The organism is Variovorax sp. WS11 (assembly GCF_010499245.1).
Classification (GTDB): Bacteria; Pseudomonadota; Gammaproteobacteria; order Burkholderiales; family Burkholderiaceae_C; genus Variovorax.
This window is the reverse complement of sequence record NZ_JAAGOW010000004.1, coordinates 203,838-224,924: the sequence shown is the minus strand read 5'-3', so window position 1 is coordinate 224,924 and position 21,087 is coordinate 203,838. Positions and strand designations below refer to the sequence as shown.

The 21,087-nt window shown below is 66.3% G+C and carries 21 protein-coding genes and 1 pseudogene; 7 read left to right on the top strand and 15 right to left on the bottom strand.

Going from position 1 to position 21,087, the window contains the following annotated elements; translation table 11 throughout:
- The first annotated feature begins 193 nt into the window (after positions 1-193).
- Both GXN78_RS30360 and GXN78_RS30355 read left to right on the top strand, forming a co-directional pair.
- The gene (locus GXN78_RS30360) at positions 194-955 is read left to right on the top strand and encodes an ABC transporter substrate-binding protein (RefSeq protein ID WP_106559261.1); all 762 of its coding nucleotides are present in this window, start codon (positions 194-196) and stop codon (positions 953-955) included.
- Between the two features lie 46 nt (positions 956-1,001).
- Positions 1,002-1,970 carry an MBL fold metallo-hydrolase gene (locus GXN78_RS30355; RefSeq protein ID WP_106559253.1) on the top strand — a complete coding sequence of 323 codons (969 nt, stop codon included), beginning with the start codon at positions 1,002-1,004 and terminating at the stop codon, positions 1,968-1,970.
- A gap of 39 nt (positions 1,971-2,009) precedes the next feature.
- Here the strand turns inward: GXN78_RS30355 and GXN78_RS30350 are convergent.
- A pseudogene (locus GXN78_RS30350) lies at positions 2,010-2,603 on the bottom strand (nucleotidyl transferase AbiEii/AbiGii toxin family protein); the annotation flags it as partial.
- Between the two features lie 119 nt (positions 2,604-2,722).
- On the opposite strand from GXN78_RS30350, the gene GXN78_RS30345 reads away from it, so the two are divergent.
- On the top strand, positions 2,723-4,459 hold the full coding sequence (locus GXN78_RS30345; RefSeq protein ID WP_164255907.1) for an IS1634 family transposase: 1,737 nt from the start codon (positions 2,723-2,725) through the stop codon (positions 4,457-4,459).
- Between the two features lie 38 nt (positions 4,460-4,497).
- On the opposite strand, the gene GXN78_RS30340 is transcribed toward GXN78_RS30345, so the two are convergent.
- The 6 genes from GXN78_RS30340 to GXN78_RS30315 form a co-directional block, all read right to left on the bottom strand.
- On the bottom strand, positions 4,498-5,004 hold the full coding sequence (locus GXN78_RS30340) for a nucleotidyl transferase AbiEii/AbiGii toxin family protein (RefSeq protein ID WP_106560036.1): 507 nt from the start codon (positions 5,002-5,004) through the stop codon (positions 4,498-4,500).
- A complete protein-coding gene (locus GXN78_RS30335) occupies positions 4,997-5,593 on the bottom strand; it encodes a DUF6088 family protein (protein WP_106560037.1) in 597 nt (198 codons plus the stop codon). Before GXN78_RS30335 ends, GXN78_RS30340 begins: the two co-directional genes overlap by 8 nt.
- 372 nt (positions 5,594-5,965) lie before the next feature.
- Complete coding sequence (locus tag GXN78_RS30330) at positions 5,966-6,829, bottom strand: hypothetical protein (RefSeq protein WP_106560038.1); 864 nt, start codon at positions 6,827-6,829, stop codon at positions 5,966-5,968.
- 13 nt (positions 6,830-6,842) lie between these two features.
- A complete protein-coding gene (locus tag GXN78_RS30325; protein ID WP_106560039.1) occupies positions 6,843-8,498 on the bottom strand; it encodes an amidohydrolase family protein in 1,656 nt (551 codons plus the stop codon).
- Between the two features lie 3 nt (positions 8,499-8,501).
- Positions 8,502-9,731 (bottom strand): hypothetical protein, encoded by a 1,230-nt coding sequence (locus GXN78_RS30320; RefSeq protein ID WP_106560040.1) that lies wholly within the window; start codon positions 9,729-9,731, stop codon positions 8,502-8,504.
- Between the two features lie 29 nt (positions 9,732-9,760).
- Positions 9,761-11,575 (bottom strand): S41 family peptidase, encoded by a 1,815-nt coding sequence (locus tag GXN78_RS30315; protein WP_164255905.1) that lies wholly within the window; start codon positions 11,573-11,575, stop codon positions 9,761-9,763.
- A gap of 706 nt (positions 11,576-12,281) precedes the next feature.
- Here GXN78_RS30315 and GXN78_RS30310 point away from each other — a divergent pair.
- Positions 12,282-12,476 carry a hypothetical protein gene (locus GXN78_RS30310; protein ID WP_164255903.1) on the top strand — a complete coding sequence of 65 codons (195 nt, stop codon included), beginning with the start codon at positions 12,282-12,284 and terminating at the stop codon, positions 12,474-12,476.
- A gap of 191 nt (positions 12,477-12,667) precedes the next feature.
- Here GXN78_RS30310 and GXN78_RS30305 read toward each other — a convergent pair whose 3' ends face one another.
- Positions 12,668-13,960: an NAD(P)-binding domain-containing protein gene (locus GXN78_RS30305; RefSeq protein WP_106560043.1), complete on the bottom strand. Its 1,293-nt coding sequence runs from the start codon at positions 13,958-13,960 to the stop codon at positions 12,668-12,670.
- 243 nt (positions 13,961-14,203) lie between these two features.
- On the opposite strand from GXN78_RS30305, the gene GXN78_RS30300 reads away from it, so the two are divergent.
- The gene (locus GXN78_RS30300) at positions 14,204-14,527 is read left to right on the top strand and encodes a hypothetical protein (protein WP_239143050.1); all 324 of its coding nucleotides are present in this window, start codon (positions 14,204-14,206) and stop codon (positions 14,525-14,527) included.
- A gap of 29 nt (positions 14,528-14,556) precedes the next feature.
- On the opposite strand, the gene GXN78_RS30295 is transcribed toward GXN78_RS30300, so the two are convergent.
- Together GXN78_RS30295 and GXN78_RS30290 are read right to left on the bottom strand one after the other, a co-directional pair.
- Positions 14,557-15,978 carry an FAD-binding oxidoreductase gene (locus tag GXN78_RS30295; protein ID WP_106560045.1) on the bottom strand — a complete coding sequence of 474 codons (1,422 nt, stop codon included), beginning with the start codon at positions 15,976-15,978 and terminating at the stop codon, positions 14,557-14,559.
- A gap of 308 nt (positions 15,979-16,286) precedes the next feature.
- A complete protein-coding gene (locus GXN78_RS30290; protein WP_106560074.1) occupies positions 16,287-16,598 on the bottom strand; it encodes a polyhydroxyalkanoic acid system family protein in 312 nt (103 codons plus the stop codon).
- A gap of 241 nt (positions 16,599-16,839) precedes the next feature.
- Here GXN78_RS30290 and GXN78_RS30285 point away from each other — a divergent pair, with 241 nt between their 5' ends.
- Positions 16,840-17,721, top strand: coding sequence for a hypothetical protein (locus tag GXN78_RS30285; protein WP_106560046.1), 882 nt, complete (start codon positions 16,840-16,842; stop codon positions 17,719-17,721).
- A gap of 550 nt (positions 17,722-18,271) precedes the next feature.
- Here the strand turns inward: GXN78_RS30285 and GXN78_RS30280 are convergent.
- Genes GXN78_RS30280 through GXN78_RS30270 form a run of 3 tightly spaced genes read right to left on the bottom strand, consistent with a single transcriptional unit; the run spans position 18,272 to position 18,993 of the window.
- The gene (locus tag GXN78_RS30280; RefSeq protein WP_106560047.1) at positions 18,272-18,484 is read right to left on the bottom strand and encodes a hypothetical protein; all 213 of its coding nucleotides are present in this window, start codon (positions 18,482-18,484) and stop codon (positions 18,272-18,274) included.
- A gap of 15 nt (positions 18,485-18,499) precedes the next feature.
- Positions 18,500-18,718, bottom strand: a complete 219-nt coding sequence (locus GXN78_RS30275; protein WP_106560048.1) for a hypothetical protein — start codon at positions 18,716-18,718, stop codon at positions 18,500-18,502.
- 14 nt (positions 18,719-18,732) lie between these two features.
- Positions 18,733-18,993: a hypothetical protein gene (locus GXN78_RS30270; protein ID WP_106560049.1), complete on the bottom strand. Its 261-nt coding sequence runs from the start codon at positions 18,991-18,993 to the stop codon at positions 18,733-18,735.
- A 104-nt stretch (positions 18,994-19,097) separates the two neighbouring features.
- Between GXN78_RS30270 and GXN78_RS30265 the strand changes: the two genes are divergently transcribed.
- Positions 19,098-19,289: a hypothetical protein gene (locus GXN78_RS30265; protein ID WP_106560050.1), complete on the top strand. Its 192-nt coding sequence runs from the start codon at positions 19,098-19,100 to the stop codon at positions 19,287-19,289.
- Positions 19,290-19,420: 131 nt separating this feature from the next.
- Here GXN78_RS30265 and GXN78_RS30260 read toward each other — a convergent pair whose 3' ends face one another.
- Both GXN78_RS30260 and GXN78_RS30255 read right to left on the bottom strand, forming a co-directional pair.
- Positions 19,421-19,687: a hypothetical protein gene (locus tag GXN78_RS30260; RefSeq protein WP_106560051.1), complete on the bottom strand. Its 267-nt coding sequence runs from the start codon at positions 19,685-19,687 to the stop codon at positions 19,421-19,423.
- Between the two features lie 130 nt (positions 19,688-19,817).
- Entirely contained in the window at positions 19,818-21,014 is a 1,197-nt protein-coding gene (locus GXN78_RS30255) for an IS256 family transposase (protein WP_106560052.1), read from the bottom strand.
- Between the last annotated feature and the right edge of the window lie 73 nt (positions 21,015-21,087).

Sequence of the window (21,087 nt, the reverse complement as noted above, 5' to 3'; positions counted from 1 at the left end):
CCTCATCCGGCCGGCCGTCGACCGGATCGTGGACTTCGCGCAGCCGCACAAGGCCAAGGCCGGCATGGAAGCCGGCGCGGGTGTCGGAAAGATCGTGCTGCGCATGACCGGCGCGGCCGGAAAGCGGATGGAAGGAGATGCATTGAACACGCTCGTCGCGACCCGGCGTGCCATGCTCGCCGCCGGCGCGCTGATGCTGGGCGGCTGTGCCGCCACGCCGGCCGCCGATCGCGGCGCTGCCCGCACGGAGCTAGCACCCACCGGCAAATTGCGCGCTGCCATCAACTTCGGCAACCCCATCCTGGCGAGCCGCGGCACGGGCGGGGAGCCGCAGGGCGTGTCGGTGGACCTGGCGCGCGAGGCTGCCGCGCGCCTCGACCTTGCCGTCGAGCTGGTGCAGTTCAACTCCGCCGGCAACGTGGTCGACGCCGTCAAGGCTGGGCGGGTCGACATGGCCTTCGTCGCCATCGACCCGGTGCGCGGCGCCGACATGGACTACACCGCCCCCTACGTCATTATTGAAGGCGCCTACCTCGTGCGCAACGCCTCGACCCTGCAGCGCAACGAAGAGGTCGACCGCCCCGGCACGCGCGTGGTGGTGGGCCGCGGCAGCGCCTACGACCTGTTCCTCACGCGCGAACTGAAATCGGCCGCGCTGGTGCGCGCGCCCACATCACCCGCGGTCACCGACATGTTCCTCGCGCAAAACCTGGATGTGGCTGCCGGCGTCAAGCAGCAACTCGAGGCAGACGCCAGACGGGTGAGCGGCGTGCGCCTGCTGCCCGGGCGCTTCATGGTGATCGAGCAGGCGATAGGCGTGCCCAAGGGGCGCGTCGCCGCTCAGGCCTGGCTCAGCGGCTTCGTCGAGGCGATGAAGCACTCGGGCTTCGTGGCCGCCGCGCTGAAGCGCCATGCCATCGAAGGCGCCGCCGTCGCGCCCCTGCGTCCCGGCTGACCAGCGCGCTCCGCCATTTCTTGTCCATCCCATGACCGGAGGCTGTATGCAGCGATCGAGTCGACTGGCCGCCATCGGCGCCGCATTCCTGGCGGCGCTCGCCTTGCCGGCCCTGGCACAGAACGTCAAGGTCACGCCCCTCGGCGGCATCGAAGGCGAGTTCTGCCCGCAGGACCGGGCGCTGGTCTTTGAAGACCCGAACGGCACCCGCATCCTGTACGACCCCGGCCGTACCGTGGCAGGCGCGGGCGATCCGCGGCTGGGCAAGATCGACGTCATCCTGATCAGCCACATGCACGGCGACCACGTGGGCAACGCGCACAACAAGGCCCCCAACTCCGGCAGCTGCGAAAGCCCCGACATGTCCGTGTCGGCCCTGCCCAATTCCAACGCGGTCAACATCGCGCTGGCGAAGAAGTCGAAGATCGTCACCGGCAGCGAAATGCCGCCCTTCTTCGCCGCCAAGCTGCGCGCCAACGACGGCAACCCGGCCGATTCCATGCTCGCCCGCTTCGGCGGCAGCGTCACCGTGGGCGGCGTGCGCATCGCGACCGTGGCGGCGCTGCACAGCAACGGGTTGGACCCGGACTACATCGGCGGCGAACTCGGCAAAGCCATGAAGGACGCGGGCATTGCCGGCGACGTGGGCCTCGCGACCGGCTACGTGGTGCGCTTCAGCAACGGCTTGGTGGCCTACCTGTCGGGCGACACCGGCATCGTGGCCGACCAGGAGCGCGTCGTGCGCGACTTCTACAAGGCCACCCTCGCCGTGATGAACATCGGCGACGGCTTCACCACGGGCCCGCAGGAGGCAGCCTTCGTCATCAACGATCTGGTGAAGCCAGTGTCGGTGATTCCATCGCATGCCAATGAAGTGGGCACGGTCAACGGCAAGGTCCGACCGGGGAGCAAGACCGAGGCGTTTATCAAGGCCGTCAATGTGCCGGCGCACCTGCCGTTGTCGGGAAAGACGATGGAGTTCGATTCGAGCGGGAAATGCAGGGTGGGGTGCTGAGCGTCGGACAGATCATGTACAGACAGCGGGCATGCTGGCTTACTTCCGCGCGGCTGCGTTGGCATATGCAGCGACCTCGGCGCATGCCTGCATCAATTCGTCGAAGGGCAGGGCGCTGCCGACCATGACTTCGTCCTCGAGCATCTTGGTGTAGTCGGAGGCAAGTGCTTCCAGGGCAGCGCCTTCGGGCACGATCTGCAATGCACCTTCCACCGCGGTTGCGTAGTCGATGATCTCGCCATCGGCGCCTTTCTCACTGAAGAAGTAGGACTTGTGCTCGGCCACGGCGCGGGCGACTGCGCGATCACCGATGACAGCGTCGAAGTGCGCGCTGCGCATGATGGCGGCCAGGTCGTGCCAATGTCGCGCGTAGCGTTCGCTTCGGATTCGCCCTTGGGCGCAGTAGACATGTGTCGCGGTGGCTTTCTCCCAGAACGTCCGCGCGACGCTCATCACCTGCGGAGATGCCACGGGGAACGTCACGCCATCGACGTGACCGTCCATATCGCATGCGACAGGTAACACCTGGTGTGGTTCTCCGGTCGACCGGCCGCCGAACTCCAACGTGACAACGGGTGACACGTAGCCGGTGCCTTGCTTAATCCGAAGTTCCCCACCTCTGTAGTCACTCCAACGGCGACAAGTGCTTGTCGCTGCTGATGAATCCTCCTTCTGGGAGGATTTTTTTGGATGCTACATGTAGTCACTAAATATACTTGACAACTGATGGTGCTTGGGCTAGATTGCTGCCCATGGCAGCCCGCACAGGTACCGCTCACGTCGTCACTACGACGCGCACCTACAAGGACCAGGTCTATCGCACCCATCTGCTGCGGCGCAGCTACCGCGAGGACGGCAAAGTCAAGAACGAAACTCTGGGCAACCTGTCGCACCTGCCCGATGAACTCATCGAGATCATCCGGCGTTCGCTGCAGGGCGAGACCTTCGTGCCCGTGGCCTCGGCGTTCCAGATCACGCGCTCGCGCCCCCACGGCCATGTGCAGGCGGCAAGCGCCGCGATGGCCAGCCTGGAGATGGCCTCGCTGCTGGCCTCCAAGCCGTGCCGCGAACGCGACCTGGTGCTGGCGATGGTGGTCGCGCGCATCGTCGCCCCGCACACGAAGCTCGCCACCACCCGCTGGTGGCACACCACGACACTGGCCGAGGACTTCGGCATCGCACAGGCCGACGAGGACGACCTGTATGCGGCGATGGACTGGCTGCTCGAGCGCCAGGATCGCATCCAGAAGAAGCTCGCCTCGCGCCATCTGAGCGCTGGCGCCCTGGTGCTGTACGACCTGTCCTCCAGCTACTTCGAGGGCAGCTGCTGCCCGCTGGCCAAGCTCGGCTACAGCCGCGACGGTAAGAAGGGCATGCTGCAGGTCAACTACGGCCTGCTCACCGATGCGCGCGGCTGCCCGCTAGCCGTGTCGGTGCACGAGGGCAATGTCGCCGACAGCCTGACTTTGCTGCCCGAGGTCCAGCGGCTGCGCGAGGACTTCGGCGTCGAGCAACTGGTGATGGTGGGCGACCGCGGCATGATCTCCAGCAAGGCGATCCAGGAGCTGCGCGAGACCGAAGGCGTGGGATGGATCAGTGCATTGAAGAGCGTCTCGATTCGCGCGCTGGTCGAGCAGGGCCACCTGCAGTTGGGCTTGTTCGACGAGCGCAACCTGCTCGAGCTCAGCTCGCCGGACTATCCCGGCGAGCGCCTGGTGGCGTGCCGCAATCCGGAGCTTGCCAAGCTGCGCACGCACAAGCGTGAGGAACTGCTCGCGGCCACCGAGGCCAACCTCCAGAAGATCAAGGCCCGGGTGGATGGCGGCAAGCTCGCCGGCCAGGACGAGATCGCGCTGCGCGTGGGCAAGGTGGTCAACCAGTACAAGATGGCCAAGCACTTCGAGCTGGCCATCGGCGAGAACGCCTTCACCTTCGCGCGCAAGACAGACGCCATTGCCGCCGAGGCGGCGCTGGATGGCATCTACATCATCCGCACGTCGGTGAGCGCGGCGCAGATGGACTCGGCCGACTGCGTGCGCAACTACAAGTCGCTGGCCAACGTCGAGCGCGCGTTCCGCTCGCTCAAGACCATCGACCTGAAGGTGCGTCCGATCCACCATCGCACCGCCGATCGGGTGCGCGCGCACATCTTCCTGTGCATGCTGGCCTACTACGTCGAGTGGCACATGCGCGAGGCTTGGGCGCCGCTGATGTTCGCCGACACCGAGCAGCTCGCCAAGGCCACGCGTGACCCCGTGGCACCGGCTACGCGCTCCAAGGCGGCGCTGGCCAAGGCAGCGCGCCACACCCTGGACGACGGCACGCCCGTGCACAGCTTCTCTACCCTGATGGCCGAGCTCGCCACCATCGTGCGCAATACCTGCCGAACCCCACAGGCTGGCCCCGAGGCGCCCACCTTCGAGCTCCTCACCAACGCGCAGCCGCTGCACCTGCGCGCGCTCGCGCTCGTGCAAAACATCAAACCGTAGACAGAAAACTTCCTCGCCAACTCAAGCAAGTGCTTGAGTCACAAGGGAATCTCGTCCGCCGCTTCGGGGAACTTCGGCTTAATCGCTGGGTAGTGCAACAGGAGCTTGTCGTGCTCCACACCGCCGATCTCCAGCTTTGCTGCCAACCGCTCCCGCTCCAACGCCGTTTGGAGCAGCGGCCGCACTTCGGTGGCGATCCATTCAGGAAGACTGTTCCGAACGGCCTTGGTCCACTTGCTGGCTTGGCTGCGGCTCGCCGGCAGGAATTCTTCGCCGCCAGTGAGATCCGCGATCAGCTTGCGGATGTCGTAAGTGAGATCGATGTCTTCGGAGAACCGGTCGATGATTTTGTAGACTTTCGAGAGCGATGTGCCGCCCTTGAAAGTGAGATCGGCTGCGAGCGGCGAATCGAACAATGCGCGAAGCGTCCAAACGACCCATACGTCCTTCTCCAGCAGATGGGTGGGACGCGCAGTCTTGGCCCGGGCCTGCTCCAGAACTTCGCCTTGATCCTCTTTGCTGAGGACGAAGTAGGGTTCAGCCACGAAGCGCTTCCTCGCCGATGGCCCTGGCCATCCAGGACGGCAAGGCGGCACGCGCCGATGTCAGGGTCCGCCAATCGGAGGGCGGCAGCGTGCGGCGCAGAGCGGCCAGCGATTCGCCCACATGGGCCGGGCCCATCCAGGCCAGAGCGCGCACGGCCGCACCAGCCGGCCCAGATCCCAGCGCAAGCATCCAGCGCGGAGCGTGCTTGACCATGACCTCGGAGCGTCCGAGCTTGAGCTTGCGCGTCCGTCCCGATGTCAGGTAGACCTCGCGAATCGGCACCTGCTGGGTCAGGCCCAGCGCGTTCGCAGCATTGGCCCCGTGGGGCGTCACGACCTCGCCACGTTGGGCGGCCAGTGCCTGCACCACCTTTTCAGGTGCAGGCGGACGCGTCCCGAACCGGCTCGACACCGGCGTGACATAGGTGCCGCGGGCAACACGTAGCAGCTTGCCCTCCTTGGTGAGCCGAGACAGTGCCTGATCGACCGCGGCACGGCTTCCGAGGTGCAGGAATTCCTTGGGCGACAGCACACCTCCCTCAGACAAGGACTGTGCGTGTAGCAGGATTGATTCAGGAAGCGTGGTCATGATCGTCTCCGGATATCAGAATTGTACATCTTTTTCTGACATGCGTTGCTCCTCTGAGCGAGCGCCAGCTGAGATCGGCGTGGTCCAACTCATTGAGGGGCCAGACGGACAAGGGGAAGTTGGCGCCACCGAGCGGACGCAGCTGAGCCCAGCTGCTGCTGCGTCCAACCCAGCCAGGGACTGCACCGCTGCACGTTGCGATGTCATTCAGTTAGATAGGCTCTGTTGAAAATCAAGCAACCGGCGATTTTTCCCTTTGGTGAAAAGCTCTTCAGGTTCACTGCGTCCGCTTGGAGCATGTGCGTGAAGTCCTTCGCGGTCGATGCGGACCATCTCGAGGTGCCTTGGTCCGGGGCTTTCGGTCCTCGCGCGCTACCAGGCAATCGGTGCTGCTCCAAAGGAGAGGAGCTTCGCATTGACCGCTTCGAACGGGTTCGGCCCGTTGATGAAGCCTGGGGCCACGGGGTGCGGCAGCGCGACCTCGCCGGCACGGACTTCCCAGGTTCCCGCTTGGGTGGCAGCCCCCATCACGCCTTCGTTGACGAGCAGCTTCTGCGCAAGCGCGCCAAGGCAGAGGAAAACCACCTGCCCGCGCCGCCGCACCGCCATCGACCGCAGCACCTGTCCGACCACCGGCCGCCAGAAGGGGATGTGACCACGCGTCTGCTCCGGCGCGCCGCCCGACTGGTAGCGCGTGATGGTGAGCCCGGCGTTGAGGAAGAGCACGCCCTGCGTTTGCTGCAGCCGGTCGAAAAGAGCGCGCGGCGATTCAAGCGCGACGCCGGGCGTCGCGATGTGGCGCACGAACGTGGCCCAGCTCATCTTCAGCACCGCAGGGTCGTGGGTGCGCGCTGCAACCAGCATGCGCAGCAGCACGCGCAAGCTGTTCGCCACGGACGCCGCAGCCAGGTTCCAGGCGTCGATGTCACCCTGCTCGAAGGAGCGGCCGGTGGCGCGGCGCAGCGCCGGGTAGGGGTCCTGGCCAATCAGCACGCAACGTACCTTTGAGGGCGTGAGGCCGTCGAAGGCGCGGAACACGTGCGCATCGGCTCGCGCGCCGGGCAGCGGCTCGTCGCGCCGCGACGGGTAGATGGGCTGCAGCTCGTCGTAGGTGAGCGTGCTGTCGATGGCAAGCGGGTCGGGGCTGGCGCCGGCGAGTGCGGTGCGCCAGGCAGCCGTGAGGTCACTGCGCCAGTCGACGACGAAGTCGTTCAATGCGTCGCGCAGCAGGGCCATGATGAGGCCGCCTTCACGACCAGAGGTCGCGCAGGCCCTCCTTGATCGTGTCGGGGACGTTCTTCTGCAGGTCCAGCGCGTCGAGGTAGTCGGCATCGTCGACGACGGTCAGCGCATCGATGGCCAGCGGCATGACGGCAGCCGAGAGCTTCTTCGTTTCCGCGAACACCGGCCGCATCGCCGCCGCCCGCAGCGTGCGGCCGCCGGGCAGGCGCAGCGGCAGGTTGGCGCGCAGGTCGACCCCGGTGTCGAGGATCTCATCGAGTGCCAGGCGCCAGGTGTTGGCGCCGCCGCGCGCCATGGCCAGGGGGGAGATCGGCCGCGGCCGCTCGGCCTTGCGTGCCAGCGCGGGCAGGCCGCGCAGTGCGCGCGTCAGACGCTCGCCTGCGGCACCGAGCGTGAGCTGCTGCACCAGCGGATCTTCGGCCGGGTGCGCGAGGAACAGCATGCGGCTGCCACCGCCGACCCTGAGCGCCTCGCCGGCAAAGCCCAGCTTGCGCATCAGCGCCGCGTCGCCGAAGCGGCCGACGCCGTTGATCATCACCAGCACGAGGTCCGACTCCTTGGCGCGGATGAGCTGCTGGTAAGGGTCGCCGGACGTGCCCTCAACCACGATGAGGTCGGCGCGCTTGCCCGCCTCGAGGCTGCCGGCCACGCGTTCCCAGCCGAGTAGCCCGCCCGGTTCCCGGGTGACCATCGCGACCAGCTCGCGCGGCGTGAAGATCGCGCCGTTGGCCTCGCTGAAAAGGTGTGCGACCTTGAGCTCGTTGAGCAGGTTGCGGCTGCCCGAGGGAGCCCAGTCGCAGCCGAGCGAGATCGGCACACCGGCCGCCTTGGCGGCGCCGACGTCGGCGGTGCCGCCGTACAGCAGCATGTTGCTGAAGGGTGACCACACCATGCTGCCGCCATTCGCCGCCAGCACCTGGAAGTCCGGCGCCTGCAGCGCCGCCGCGTGGATGCCGCACAGCGAGGGCGTGATCGCCCAGCTTGCACCGCCGATCTGCAGCGCCTGGAAGGCACGGCGCGCGGTCGCGTCGGTGCCTTCGCTGAGGTGCAGCAGGTAGCAGGTCTTCTCCTTCTTCAGCCGTGCGAGGAAGGTCTGCGCGTCCTTGGCCGTCACGTCGGGCACGCGGGTCGAGGCCGCGGGCAGCGAGGCTTCGTCGTCGGTGGCCTCGACGTTGCGCACCACGCCGCGGAAGTAGCGCCGGATGCCCGACTGGTTCGCCAGCGTGATGCCCTGGCCGGTGGTGGTGCCGCCGATCAACGCCTTGGCCTCGACGTAGCGGCAGATGGACGCCAGCAACTCGGGCGTGGCCGCGAGCGTCTGCATCGGCGCAGAAATCTTGCTGTGGTACTCGGCGTGGCGGCCCCACTGGCCGCGGTTGCTGAATTTCTTGGGCACCTGCCACAGCGGCAGCACGTTGTAGGGCAGGTGGTTGTGCAGGTCGATCAGCCCCGGGAACATCGTGCCGCCGGTGTCCGTCACGGCGGTGCTGCCGAAGCCGGCGGGCGCGGGCGCCGATGCCTCCTGCACGGCGACGATCTCCCCGTTCTGCGTGTAGACGCGGCCATCCGCGATCACCTTGAAAGCGCCGTTCATCGTGACGACGCGGCCCTGGAGCACGAGTTTCGGGCTGTCTGCAGGATCGATGGGCTTCCTGGTGGCCATGGCTCACCCGTCCCTGCCGACGGGCTGGAGGTTGATGCCGCGCGAGCGGTCGAGTCGCCTCGGCCCGGCGCCGATGGTGGCCCTGGCGCGGCCCTGGGGGCTGGACGACGGACCGTCGGTCTGCGCCCAGTTGGCGATGCCGTTCTGCAGCTGCAGCGAGTAGTCGAGCGCGAGCGCGCTCGCATCGAAGGGCGTGCCTGCCTTGATGTTGCGGAAGTACAGGCGCAGCGTCGCCGCCGAGGCGTTGGCCGGTGGAATCGCAGCCCGCGTCGGGCGCGAGAGATCGGTCTGGATCTGCGCGGTCGAATGGCAGGACAGGCAGGATGAGCGCGGGTTGTCGACCGGCCCGTTGAGCCGCTTCTCGAAGCCCAGGTGCTGCGGAATCTGCAGGCCGGCGTTGATCTTGGTCTGCTGCAGCGCCTGCCCCGTACCCACCCGTGTCGGATCGTTGCCCCACATGAGCCCGACAGGCACCAGCTTGTCCCACGGGGTGGCGCCCGGTGCATTGCCGTCGTAGACGAAGGTGCCGAAGACCCAGCCGGTGGTCGAGGCCGCACGGCTGTCGCGCACCGCCACGTCGACCTGCAGCAGGCGCAGCGTGGGCCGCGGGTTGGTGCTGCGGCTGCGGTTGATGTCGGCCTGCCATTCGACCGAGCCTGCAAGGTAGGGCACCTGGTTCACTGGCGCCTCGGTGAAGATCAGCTTGACGCTGACGGCGCCCACCGGGAATTTCGCGACGCTCGGGTTCGGCGCGTCCGGGTCCTTCCACACGCGCCCGAGCGTGTAGCCGCCGCGCGGGTTGTAGACGCTGACGGCCCAGTTCTCGAAGGTGCCTGTCTGGGTCGGCGCCAGTTCGCCGGGACGCGAGCTGCGCTCGCGCGTGAGCCCGCGCACGAACTCGCGGCCGGCGGCGCCGACGTGCATCCACGGCGCGTGGTACCAGCCGCGCGTCGTGTTGTTCTGCACCACGAAGTCGACCTCCTTGTTGCCCTCCAGCGCGTAGTCCAGGACCGCCTTGATGTATTCGTTGGGCTCGGTGCGGAAGTCAAAGCTCATCCACGGACGCGACCCGACCGAGGGCAGCGTCTGCGGATAGTCCTGCTTCAGCTTGAAGACCGGGCCGGTCCAGCCGGCCGGCGGGGTGTCGCGGGCGTCGGGGAATTGCGCCGATGCGCTCGCACAGCAAAATGACGCGACCGCGAGGAGGGCGGCCCACGAGATGCGAAGAGTCATGGATGCTCCTGGTCGTTGCCTGGGTCGTGTCAGCGGCGTGCGTCCACGCGCCGCTTCTGCAGCAGTTGCTCGCCGCCGAAGCCGAACAGTTCGATCACTTGGGTGCCGGCCGGGTACGGCACGACCACCGACGTCTGCGCGCGCAGGCGCAGGCTGCTGCCCGGATGGCCGTCGAAGAGCACGTCCAGCTGGGTCAGGCCGGCATGGCGCACGGTGATCTCTCGCGCGGTCTTGCTCGCATCGACGGCCAGGCTGCTGCGGCGCTGCTGTCGCAGGAGCTCGAAGCAGTGCTCCAGCAGGTCCGGGTTGCCGGCCAGCAAATCGTCACGCGTCATTGCGTAGGGCATCCCGGCAACGCCGACGTCCTCGATCGGTAAGCCTTCCGCCGGGCCGGCGCGCGTCGCGCGACGGAAAGCGAAAGACATGCCGATCCCGTCGGGCAAGGTCGGCAGCTCGAAGTCTGTGCCCGCCATGAGTGGTCGCAGGTCCTCGTAGTCCCAGACGTTTGCACCGCCGGCACCGGTGGCCGCGCCGACGCAGACGAAAGGGCCGATGCCGTTGTCCACGAACCCTGCGCTGAAGAGATCGCCGGAAGAGTAGGTGGTCGAGTCGGCCACCAGAACGACAGGGCCACCGTACTGCTGGCCGATCGAGTTGCACTCCGCGAAACTCGTGATGGGCAGCGGCTGCGAATAGAGCTCGCCGTTGCGCACCGCCGCCTCGAGCGACTCCTTCCACGGCCCGAGCTCTGCCTCCATGCCGGGCCGTGTCGCGAGCGCGCGCGTGAAGGCGGTGCTCAAGAGCGAGAAGCGCGTCGGCTGGATCGGCTTGGGCGTAAAAAGCTGCAGCGCCGATTCCGCCGCGAGGATGTAGCCACCCGGGTTGCCGCGCACGTCGATGATGAGTCCATTGTCGGGCAGCAGGGGAATGAGCCGCTGCAGCTCGGGGACGAACTCCTCCGGCGCGACGTCGAAGCCGTAGATGCGCAGGTAGCCGATGGCGCCGCCGGGCCGGGCCAGTGACTCGGCCTTGAGCGTGCCCGTGAGTTCGGTCTCGATGACCTTGGCGGTCGGCGCCTTGCGACGGGACGGCGATCTCGGTGTCGGCTGCGCATTGGCCTGCTCGCCGGTCAGCGCGCCGGGCGCGAACAGCAGCATCTTGGCGCGGCGCGTGATCGCGGCCGCCGGATCGACGGCACGCGTGTGCCGCAAGCGCATGGCAGCCTTGCCGGTCGGGCCGCTCGACTGCATCTCGTCGATCTCGCCTGGATCGATGACACGCCAGGGTACCTTGATCTCCCGCAGCGATCCGGTCGGCGTGCCGCTGGCCGCGGTGCTGCGGTAGCCGATCACGACCCAGTATTCGTCCGGCGGGGGGCCGTACTGCAGCGAGCGCAAGGTCAGGCTCAGGACCGACCAAGCGCGCTGGCTGTCGGGCCGTCCGCCCACCTCCTCGTCGGCGTGTCGGCGCACGGCCTTGTCGATCGGCACGCCATTCCAGAACTCCAGCACCACGCCCGGCTTGAAGGCCGCGTCCAGTCCCGCACCCACGCGGGTCACGACGTAGGTCGGCGCGTCGGGAGGGCCGAACACCTCAACCAGGAAAGGCAAGGCCGCCACCTTGGTCGCCAGGCTTGTGGGGCCGGCGTAGCGCGTGTGGGCATCGCGCAGTCGCGTCACCACGTCAGCCAGCTCGATGTGGAATTCGTAGCTCGACAGCTGGTCGACCTGCGTGCGCAGGATGCGCAGCCGCTGCACCGGGTCCACGCCGTAGCGCGCGCGCTTGAGCGGCAGATGCGCGAACACGCCTTCAATGACGCGCTCGACACCGTCAATGAGCTTCAACCGTTCGGCTTTCGTCAAAGAGGACGGTGAGAGGAACGGACCGGTGAAAGCCCCAGTTTCGGCCCGTGACGGCGCTCGCCTGGTCCCTGCCGCTGCTGGTCCACCGACACGTCCCACAGGGCTCGCGACGCGCGCAGCCCGTTTCCCGCCTGCACGCACGATGGGTGCGGTCTCGATGACCTCGGCAAGCGCGATACCCCGCTGGGCAGCCGCCAGCCGGTCTCGGACCATGGTCGCTCCTCAGGTTCGCAGGTTGGCGAGCTCCCCCGAGGAACGACCACCCGACGTCAAACTCCCCGACGCGCATCGTGACGTGCTGCGGGCGGGGGCGCATCAGACAAAGGTGATATGTCAGAAGCCTAATGACTGACGACGCACCTGCACGCTGAGCGCAAGCGCGAGGGGTTGCTGCGGTTCGAGCTTCGTACAGCATCCAGTTCGCACGAGCTGATGCAATCTGGCTGCCACCCGGGCGATGCGCACGCCGTGCCCTGAAATGCACGCGCCGCTCCGACACGCGGCCGCGACGATCATTGCTGCGAGTGCATCGTCAGCGCCTATGCACTGTGGCCGATTCGACCGTCGCCCAGACACCCACCTTGGCCCTCGCCAGCCTGCGTAACCGATCGCGCACCTCCCTGGAGCGGCTTCGCATGCTTCCGAGAGAGATCCGGCCCTTGAACTCGTTCTTGGTGAGGAGATCGGCGTGACCGAGGACGCAGCCGCCAGTCTTTGGGACCTTGACCGCGATGGCGGCGTCGCGGTCAACGATCGCATCTGTGGAGGCTTGTCGCATATTCACCTCCTGTCCGTCACACGACGCGTACCCACCGTCGCATTCATTTTGGCTTTCCACCAGGACGCGCGTGCAGGCTGCATCGAAGGCGCTTCTCCGGAATGAGCAAACTTCGCCAGTTCTTGCAGTTCGTCCCGCCTTGACGGGCATCGGCGTGGCTTCCCTGGCATCGCGCGATTCGCTCATCGAGATCGAGCCGCGGGCCAGATTGACCAAACACCGGTGATGGTTTCACCAGGGGTCTCGGCACCAAGTCCCCTGAAGCGGCCGCTCGTGCCGGACTCCGAGGCGCGATCTCAGAGCACTGGGTACGGCTGGTCGTCGGGCGCGCCCATTGCCAAGTCGCGATAGAAGTTCCAGTCCCGCTCTCCGCCGTACGTGCCCGAGTCCCGTTCGGCGAGGTAGCGCACGATGTCGAAGTGGTTGAGCCTGCAGGCGAGGGGCTCCATGTCCAGTTGCGCCGTGCCGCGGATGTGCGACATGACGGATCGGGCCATGAGCATGAAGGCCCACGGCGCGGAGCCGATGCCATCCAGGCCCACGCCTGGGAAATACAGGTCGGGCGCATCCAGGCTGCGGAAGATGCACGCGCAGCGCGAGGCCAGTTCCTCGACGGTGCGGATGCGTGCAAGGCGCGGCTCTTCGAAGTACGAAAGGTCGGTTTGGTAGCCCGTGCCCCACAGGAGTACATCCACTGCGAAGCGCGAGCCGTCCGACAGCGTCACGTCGCGCCCCTCGATGGTCTCGACGCTGCCCGAATGCCGCTCCAGCTCGCCGAAGCTGGCCAGCATGCGAGTGCGGCCGGGAATGAGTTGGTCTTGCCGCACATCCAGCGGCTTTTTGGGCTGGATCGACTGGATGCCGAACTTTTCATAGCGCGCCAGCAGGTCGGTGCCGATCATCGCGTTCTGCTGCGCGACGGTCATGCCGTTCACCTGCATCTTCGCGTAGGGCCGCACGCTGCCGGCGATGATCTTCGGCTTGCCGGTTGGGGTGAACCAGCGCAAGCCCCGGTACGCCCAAACGATCCGGCGCGCCTTGTACTCGAGGCACAGGTCCAGCAAGTCGAAGGCCGAGGCGCCGCCGCCGACCACAAGCACCTCGCGCCCGGTCAGTTCGGCCGGATCGCGCAGGGCGCTGGAATGCAGTTCCCGCACCGCGCTTTCGTGACGAAGCACTTCGGGAATCGCGGGCGTGTTGTGGCCGCCGGTGGCCGCCACCAGATGACGGGCGCGCATCGTGCCCTGCGGCGTATCGATTTCCCAGCATGTGCCGGTATAACGCGCGCGAGACACCGGGGTGTCGAGCCGGATGCGATCCGCCAGGCCAAAGCGCTCGACCCAGGCCTCGATGTTGGCGAGGATGTGGGGCTGCTTCGGGCCACCGAGCGGCAGATCGCCGAGGGCCCAGTCGGCCGGGCTGATCTGGATGTCCTGCCACTGCGGAAGCTGGCGCCAAAGGCCACCGACGCCGCCCTGTTTTTCGAGCAGCAGCGCATCGAGGTCCGATTGTCGCGCGTAGTGCAGGTGGATGACGCCGGCGACACCTCCGCCAACGATGGCGAGGTCGAGCAAGTGGGGCGATTGCATGAGTGCTCCTTCTCATTGACAAAGCCTGCGGCAAGGCGATGGACTCCGCGGCCGTTTCGTCCGGGCCGCGGTGAAATGGGGTTCTTTTCCTACCTCTTGTCACCATCCGACAGGTCAGATTCACCGGTTTTGGGCAACTCTCCAAGCTCGAGAAAGGCCACACATGTTGTCAACGTTCAGTCTTGATTCATCCATGCTTGGACGCTGGGTGGCGCCTTTTATCCCGATGGGTACTCCGTGGTGATGTTCCCGGATGAGGCCAGCGCCGTCTCCGTCGCCAGGAAGCTGAGCCTGCAGAAGCCGCAGGTCCAGATCTTTCACCTGCCGCCCGCCTCGATCCTCTCCCAAATCACTCCCACTGTTGCCGACTCGGACAACCCGCTGCCATCGGCTGGCTCCGAGGGCGCCACGGTGCGGGCATATACCAAGCTGGCCCGAGCAGGCCACCATGGGCTACTGGTCGAGACTCCGGACGGGGAATCGGCCGAATGGCTGATGAGCGCCGTACGCAAGGTGCCGTATTCCATGGCGCAGCGCTATCGCAAGCTCGTGATCGAAGACCTCTGACCCGCCGTGCGCGCCTGCTCCACGATGGCTCAGACCTGGGGCCGGATGTTCTGGTTCTGGCTGAACAAGTTCGCCGGGTCATACCTTGCCTTCAATTCGGCCAACCGCGCATAGTTGGGTCCATAGGCGCCCTCCGCCACGCGCTGCATCTCGTCGTCCGACATGAAGTTCACGTAGACGCCGCCGGTGGCGTGTGGCGTCAGCGCATCGAACAGTGCACGGGCCCATTCGATGCACGCGCGGTCGTCACCGGCGTCGCGCCAGCGCGTGTGCACGTTGACGACGAACTCGGCGTCGCGGTGCGGGTAGGCCGTGTCGCCGGCCTTAACTCGATTGATCTGGCCGCCCAGCTGGCCAATGAAGGTCTCGCACTCGTCACCCGGCAGGCTGGCGGTGGCGTCGCACACGATGCGCTCGACATCGGCATTCAGCGTCTTGAAATCGTGCGACTTCCAGTAGTTGCGTGCCCCCGGCTGCAGCAGCGGATCGAAGGCGGTCTGCCAGCCGGCAAAGGGCATCGGCCCGACGTGCTCGCCGGCGGGCGTGCCCCAGCTGCGCAGCGGCTTGGCAAGTTCCTCGCCGCGGCCGAGCTCGCCGATCCAGCAAAAGGCGATCACCACGACCTCCTTGCCATGCACGTCCGGCGGCAGGAAGGGCAGCGGCGGCGCCTTGCGCAGCACCATCCAGGCCGTCATCTCGTCGCCCGCCTCGGCGGTGAACTTGCGATAGCCGTCGAACACCTGCTTCGCCTGGGCTAGCGGATAGACGATCAGCCCGGCCAGCACTTCGGGGCCGAGGGGATGCAGCCGGTACTCGAACGAGGTGACCACCCCGAAGTTGCCGCCGCCGCCGCGCACCGCCCAGAACAGGTCGGCGTTCTGGGTTGCGCTCGCCTGCACGAACTCGCCGGAAGCGAGCACGACATCGACGCCCGTCAGGTTGTCGATGGTCAGCCCGCGCTTGCGGCTTTGCCAGCCGAAGCCGCCGCCGAGCGTGAGCCCGGCCATGCCGGTGGTCGAGTTGATGCCGGTGGGCGTGGACAATCCGAAGGCCTGCGTCTCGCGGTCGAAGTCAGACAGCAGCGCTCCGGGTTCGACTCGCGCAACCCGTGCCACCGGGTCGACACGCACCGATTTCATTGCCGACAGATCGATCATCAGGCCGCCATCGCAGGCCGCCTTGCCGGCGATGTTGTGGCCACCGCCTTTGACCGCGATCAGGAGCTGGTGCTCGCGCGCAAAGTTCACGGCCTGGATCACGTCGGCGGCGCCGGCGGCGCGCACGATCGCGGCTGGCCGGCGGTCGATCATGCCGTTCCACAACGTGCGCGACACGTCGTAGCCGGCATCGGCGGGCAGAAGCAAGGTGCCGCGCAGCGCCGCGCGCAGCGTTGCGATGGGCTCGTCGGCGATGCCGATCGTGCCTCCTTGGGAGGTTCGAAAGTCAAGCATGGAACGGTTCTCCTCGAGGTGAGGCCGGGGTTCAGGGCGCGTCCATTGCACAGCGTCCGGCGGCGCTGGCGAAGCGGCAGGCATGCCGCCGATCAGACGTATCCAGGTTTGCGCCGACCGGCCGGAAGGCGGCCCATCGACGACGTGAAGCGAAGTCTGCGAGGGATTGGTATTCACCGAACGTCGCGGCGCCGCGCCTTTGTATCGGACAGGTATCCGCGGGTGACGGGCTCAGCCGTCGGGCGACATGCTGCGGCGCCCCATCCGCCATGCGCCGGCCGGGCTTCGCAGACGCCGATGATCCTGCGCTATTTTTTTGACAGCAGCAATTGCCCCATTCTCTGCAGCCTTCCCTTGAGACCGCTGGCGATCACGCCGAGGACACCGGGCAGCTCAATTTCCATCGTGACTGCAGCGTCGAGCACATGGATGACGCCGGAGACCGTCTGACCCATCGCCGCGACGCTGAAAATGAGTCGGTCGCCGTCCCAGCGCTCGCTCGAGGCCCCGCTGCTGCCTGGCAACAGGTTGATGATCTTTGCAAAACCGGTTTCGATGCGAAGGCGCGCCTCAGCGCGGCCGAGCTGATGTGGAATGCTGATGACGATGGGCGACCCCATGCACATAGGGTCCCGCGAATCGGCGCAGTGGGCAAGGGCCTGCTGAGGGGGAAAGCGGCTTCCAAGCGGCGCGTGCGCTGAACAATTCGACGGGCAACCACCGGCCCTGGAACGGTCCTTCACCAACGTGGGCTGACTGCATCCTATTTCTCGACCAGGCAGGTGAGCAGCGTGATCACAATCCTGCAGTCAGGAGGAGAGGATTTACAGTTGCGGAAGAACAGCCCGTCCGGACGCAACCATGCCACCGCAGCAACTCGACATCTTCGACCACAGCCGCGATACCGTGCTGTGCAACGACGTGGCGGCCGCCCTCGAGCGCCACGACCCGGTCAGCGCCAGATCGGCGTGGGGCACATTCGCCGATGCATTCCCGAACCACGAATCCTTGGCACCGCTTGGCGTACTTGTCGACGCACTCGAGCAACGCATGGCCGCACCGTTTCAGGATCACGACGCCATGCACGATGCGCGTCGTGCATTGAGCGAATTGATCGAACCCGCAGCCGTGCGCATTCTTGGAAAACGCTCAGCGGCCGCGTGGCTCGACCCGCTGTGGCGCGAGATGGCGCAGCGGGCCGCGCCACTTCCATTTCGCCCCGAGCGCAGCGACGACCACGCCGCCCCGCTGTGGCTGCGGGCCGGTGACTGGTCCGCAGCGAGCGACGCCATCGCCCGCATCGAATCGTGGCGCCGAATTCCAGCGCCCCTCGCATGGATGGCGGAGGCGCGCTACCGCGTGCACGATCTTGACGGCGCATGGGGCCTGCTCGCCGAGCTCGCCTGGCTGTCAGCCGAGCGCTTCGATCAGCTCACGAAGAGGCTCGCCGACCCGCTGCTGGAGAGACTTCGCAAGGCCTTCGACGCGACGTTCGAAGGGCATGGCGATGTGCGTGACCTGGCCTGGTTCCCAGCGTGGGTCCTCACGGAAAAGCCCGGTTTGTCACGCCAGTTGGGCGAAGCGCAACGCTGTCTCCACACCGAGCCCGAACAGGCCATGCGACTTCTGCTGGAACTGCTCGGCCTGGAGCGGCAGGGCCGGCACCATGACGTGGTTGCGCGACGCAAGGCACTGCGCGATGCCCATCCATCCCTGTATGCCGCCTACCTGAAGACACGGTGACCCCTGATGGACGCCGCTTGCAGCCGTGAAATCATCGGTGCCATGCCGACAAGACCGGGGCGGGGCTTTCGGCGTTTGACGGTGCGACCTTTGGCCAGCTCGAGCGCGTGATCGGCATCACGGCGATGCCCAGCACCGTCACCCAGATTTGACGTCGTCGCGAACAGGCCAGCGCATGGCAACTCGAGCGCCGCTGCAATCTTCGCGAGCGTGCGGATCGACGGCGTGACGAGGCCATGCTCGACAGGAGTCCACGTGGGTCGAGAGATGCGTGTTGGGCTGGCAAGGTCTCCACCAGAGATTTCGACAGCCACTCGAGTGCCGTCAGCCAGCCGCCAGGCGCGGCGGACATGTTATTGCGCGCAGGTAGTGGCATCTGCCCGCGTGGCCGAGCAATTGCTGGGGACGAATGGTGCTCGAGGGTATGAAGAGGCAAGGCGACGTGCTGCAGGACCACGACTTTCGCGCGAGTGACGGCGGCGCGCCACTGTCAAATCCGACAGGGTTGGCGATGCTTTGCGGACGGCCGTTGAGCGGGCAGTGGCAATGATCAGGCCGGCGTGCCCCATTCCTCGCGAGCGACCTCCTGGGGGTTGCGCGCGGCGTGGGCGGTGTAGAGCTCGAGCGCGGCATCGGCCGTCTGCTCAAGATCCGCACAGCCCTCGGCCAGGCGATACCACTCACGGATGAAGGCCGACTGCCATTCCTGGCTGTGTGAGCGCTGCTGGCCATCGGCGACGGTCGGAACGTTTGCTTGCCTCATTGCCTTCCCCCTTTCTCAGAACGGCGCCGGCCCGCGCAGGACTTCGACCGGCTCGATGCCGCGGTAGATGGTCTCCCCGGTCTTGAGGCAGGTGACTGTCCAGCGGTCGTCACCTGGGATCACTTTGTAGTCGCCAGGCATTAACGGCAGCTGAATCTCCTCCGCAACGTCGCGGCCGAGCCAGGAGGGCGCGCGGAGCAGCGTGGGAGAGACTCCGAATAGATCATGATTCATGATGGGAAACGCTGTCAGGGACGCTCCGGTTCGGTCGTTGGTCGGCACAGCCAGACTTGGCGGTGCTCCCAGATCTTGTCGCCCGCGGACTGAAGCTCTGTTCCTGCAATGAGCAGGCCGTCGCCCATCGTCGGCAGCAGCACAGGGTCGCTCATGGGCGCCAGCTTGCGCATGCGGCTGGTCTCGAAGGCCGCCCAGAGATCAACCCTCAGCAAGTTCCGTTTGCTGTTGTTGATGGCGCGGTCCATCTCGGTAATCCGCAAGGTGCCGCGCATGGGCGGCTCCAAATCGGAGCGCTTCAGGCGAAGGCCTCGTCGGCGAAGGAGTGTGACGTCGTATAGCACTGGATAAATATACAGCTTTCTACTATGCTTGGGGCATGGACGAGACGCCTGCAGACCTTTGGATTGCCGCCTGCGCGCACCGGTTGCAGCAGCAGTGGCGCACCGTGGACCCCCTGCAGCTGGAGGAAGTGGCCGCGGAGCTGTGGCGCGACGAGCGGCTGCGATCGCTGCCGCCGGATGCCGCGGCGGTGGTCTGGCTCGGGCCGGTCCGGCCGACACCCTTCTGAGTCGCTACATTCCGGCCATGTGCAAGCGGTAGGAGAGTCCGGAGATCAAGGAGATTGAGCGCTTCTGACACGTTGAGGTCAGCGACGTCGACCAGGGCTCGAAGGGACTGAGCTGTGGCTGGCAAAACAGCTCAGTCGCCTTGGGAGGAAGCGCCCGATTGATGTTCTCGGATCAGGAAGTCGTCGATCCAGGCTCGCGCCTTGGCTGCCAACAACTTCTTCGCTTTGGCCTCTTCGCAGATGCCACCCATCCCAATCCGGAACATCAGCTGCCCAGCCCGCTTCACAGCGGCAAAGAAATAGAGGCCTTCGCCCACGGGCCCGGATCCCACCTCGATCGTCCAATCTGGTGGGGCGGCTGGCGGATCGGTGTCCTCGCGCGCCGAGGAAATATTCATCGGTGGTGAAAATGGAACTCTGCGCAGCCAGTATGTGCTGCCCTTGCCCGGGCGCAATGGGACGAATGTCGGTCGCGTCCCATTCCGTGGTGTAGGTCCACAGCCCGGAGAGGGCTGAGATGCACGGTACTCAGCGAGCCACTGCTGACAGCCGAGTGGGCGCAGTGTCGCTCAGGGTCTGCAAGCCTTCAAGCTGCATGTAGCGCCGGTTGAGTGACCACTCGTCGTTCTGTTCGAGCATCATGGCGCCGACGAGGCGCGTGATCGAGGCGTCGTTGGGGAAGATACCCACGACGTTCGTGCGTCGCTTGATCTCGGCATTCAGCCGCTCCAGAGGGTTGGTCGAGTAGATCTGCGTCCAGTGCGCCCGCGGGAAGGTCATGAAGGCCAGCACGTCGTTCTCGGCGTCGTCCATCAGGATGCCGAGCTTGGGGAATTTGTCTCGGAGCTGATCGGCCACCGACCGCCATTGCGCGCGCGCTGCATCGGCCGAGTCCTGCACGAACACCGTGCCGATGGCGGCCGAGACCATGCGCCGCTGCGTCTTGCCGGCATGCGCCAGAGCGTTGCGCATGAAGTGCACCCGGCAACGCTGCCAGGTGGCCTTCAGCACCTTCGCGGCGGCCGCCTTGATGCCCTCGTGGCTGTCGCTGATCACGAGCTTCACACCGCGAAGACCTCGACGGTTCAGGCTGCGCAGGAACTCGGTCCAGAAGGGCTCAGCTTCCGAGGCCCCGACCTTCAAACCCAGCACTTCACGCTGGCCGTCGGTGTTCACGCCGACCGCCACTATCACCGCTACGCTCACGATGCGCCCGGCCTCGCGCGTCTTCACGTAAGTGGCATCGATCCACAGGTAGGGCCAGTCGCCCTCGATCTGCCGTCCAAGAAAGGCGTTGACGCGCTCGTCGAGTTCGCCGCACAGGCGGCTGACCTGGCTCTTGGAGACGCCGCTCATGCCCAGCGACTTGACCAGGTCGTCCACGGATCGGGTGGAGATGCCTTGCACGTACGCTTCCTGGATGACGGCGGTGAGCGCCTTCTCGGCGGTGCGCCGAGGCTCCAGGAACTCGGGGAAGTAGCTGCCCTGGCGCAGCTTGGGGATCTTCAGCTCGACGCTGCCCGCGCGGGTGTCCCAGGTGCGCTCGCGGTAGCCGTTGCGGCTGTTGAGGCGTTCGGGATTCTTCTCGTCGTAGGCAGCGCCGCAGCGGCCTTCGACATCGAGTTCCATCAGGCGCTGGGCCATGAACTGAACCATTTGGCGCAGGACATCGACATCGGCTCCCTTCTCGGCGAGCTCGGCTAATGCCATAGTGGCGGTGGTCATTGTGATTTCCTTTATGGACAGGGTTTGGTGGGTCGCACCTCAAACCTTATCCGGACTTCACGATGACCTCCCC

Excerpts from the sequence above, each read along its gene's own strand:
- GXN78_RS30290 (WP_106560074.1), bottom strand. The coding sequence starts at position 16,598 with ATGGGGTCGCCCATCGTCATCAGCATTCCACATCAGCTCGGCCGCGCT.
- GXN78_RS30345 (WP_164255907.1), top strand. The coding sequence starts at position 2,723 with ATGGCAGCCCGCACAGGTACCGCTCACGTCGTCACTACGACGCGCACC.
- GXN78_RS30285 (WP_106560046.1), top strand. The coding sequence starts at position 16,840 with ATGCCACCGCAGCAACTCGACATCTTCGACCACAGCCGCGATACCGTG.
- GXN78_RS30280 (WP_106560047.1), bottom strand. The coding sequence starts at position 18,484 with ATGAGGCAAGCAAACGTTCCGACCGTCGCCGATGGCCAGCAGCGCTCA.
- GXN78_RS30295 (WP_106560045.1), bottom strand. The coding sequence starts at position 15,978 with ATGCTTGACTTTCGAACCTCCCAAGGAGGCACGATCGGCATCGCCGAC.
- GXN78_RS30300 (WP_239143050.1), top strand. The coding sequence starts at position 14,204 with ATGTTCCCGGATGAGGCCAGCGCCGTCTCCGTCGCCAGGAAGCTGAGC.
- GXN78_RS30255 (WP_106560052.1), bottom strand. The coding sequence starts at position 21,014 with ATGACCACCGCCACTATGGCATTAGCCGAGCTCGCCGAGAAGGGAGCC.
- GXN78_RS30325 (WP_106560039.1), bottom strand. The coding sequence starts at position 8,498 with ATGGCCACCAGGAAGCCCATCGATCCTGCAGACAGCCCGAAACTCGTG.
- GXN78_RS30260 (WP_106560051.1), bottom strand. The coding sequence starts at position 19,687 with ATGAATATTTCCTCGGCGCGCGAGGACACCGATCCGCCAGCCGCCCCA.
- GXN78_RS30360 (WP_106559261.1), top strand. The coding sequence starts at position 194 with ATGCTGGGCGGCTGTGCCGCCACGCCGGCCGCCGATCGCGGCGCTGCC.
- GXN78_RS30355 (WP_106559253.1), top strand. The coding sequence starts at position 1,002 with ATGCAGCGATCGAGTCGACTGGCCGCCATCGGCGCCGCATTCCTGGCG.
- GXN78_RS30320 (WP_106560040.1), bottom strand. The coding sequence starts at position 9,731 with ATGACTCTTCGCATCTCGTGGGCCGCCCTCCTCGCGGTCGCGTCATTT.
- GXN78_RS30270 (WP_106560049.1), bottom strand. The coding sequence starts at position 18,993 with ATGCGCGGCACCTTGCGGATTACCGAGATGGACCGCGCCATCAACAAC.
- GXN78_RS30330 (WP_106560038.1), bottom strand. The coding sequence starts at position 6,829 with ATGGCCCTGCTGCGCGACGCATTGAACGACTTCGTCGTCGACTGGCGC.
- GXN78_RS30265 (WP_106560050.1), top strand. The coding sequence starts at position 19,098 with ATGGACGAGACGCCTGCAGACCTTTGGATTGCCGCCTGCGCGCACCGG.
- GXN78_RS30335 (WP_106560037.1), bottom strand. The coding sequence starts at position 5,593 with ATGACCACGCTTCCTGAATCAATCCTGCTACACGCACAGTCCTTGTCT.
- GXN78_RS30305 (WP_106560043.1), bottom strand. The coding sequence starts at position 13,960 with ATGCAATCGCCCCACTTGCTCGACCTCGCCATCGTTGGCGGAGGTGTC.
- GXN78_RS30275 (WP_106560048.1), bottom strand. The coding sequence starts at position 18,718 with ATGAATCATGATCTATTCGGAGTCTCTCCCACGCTGCTCCGCGCGCCC.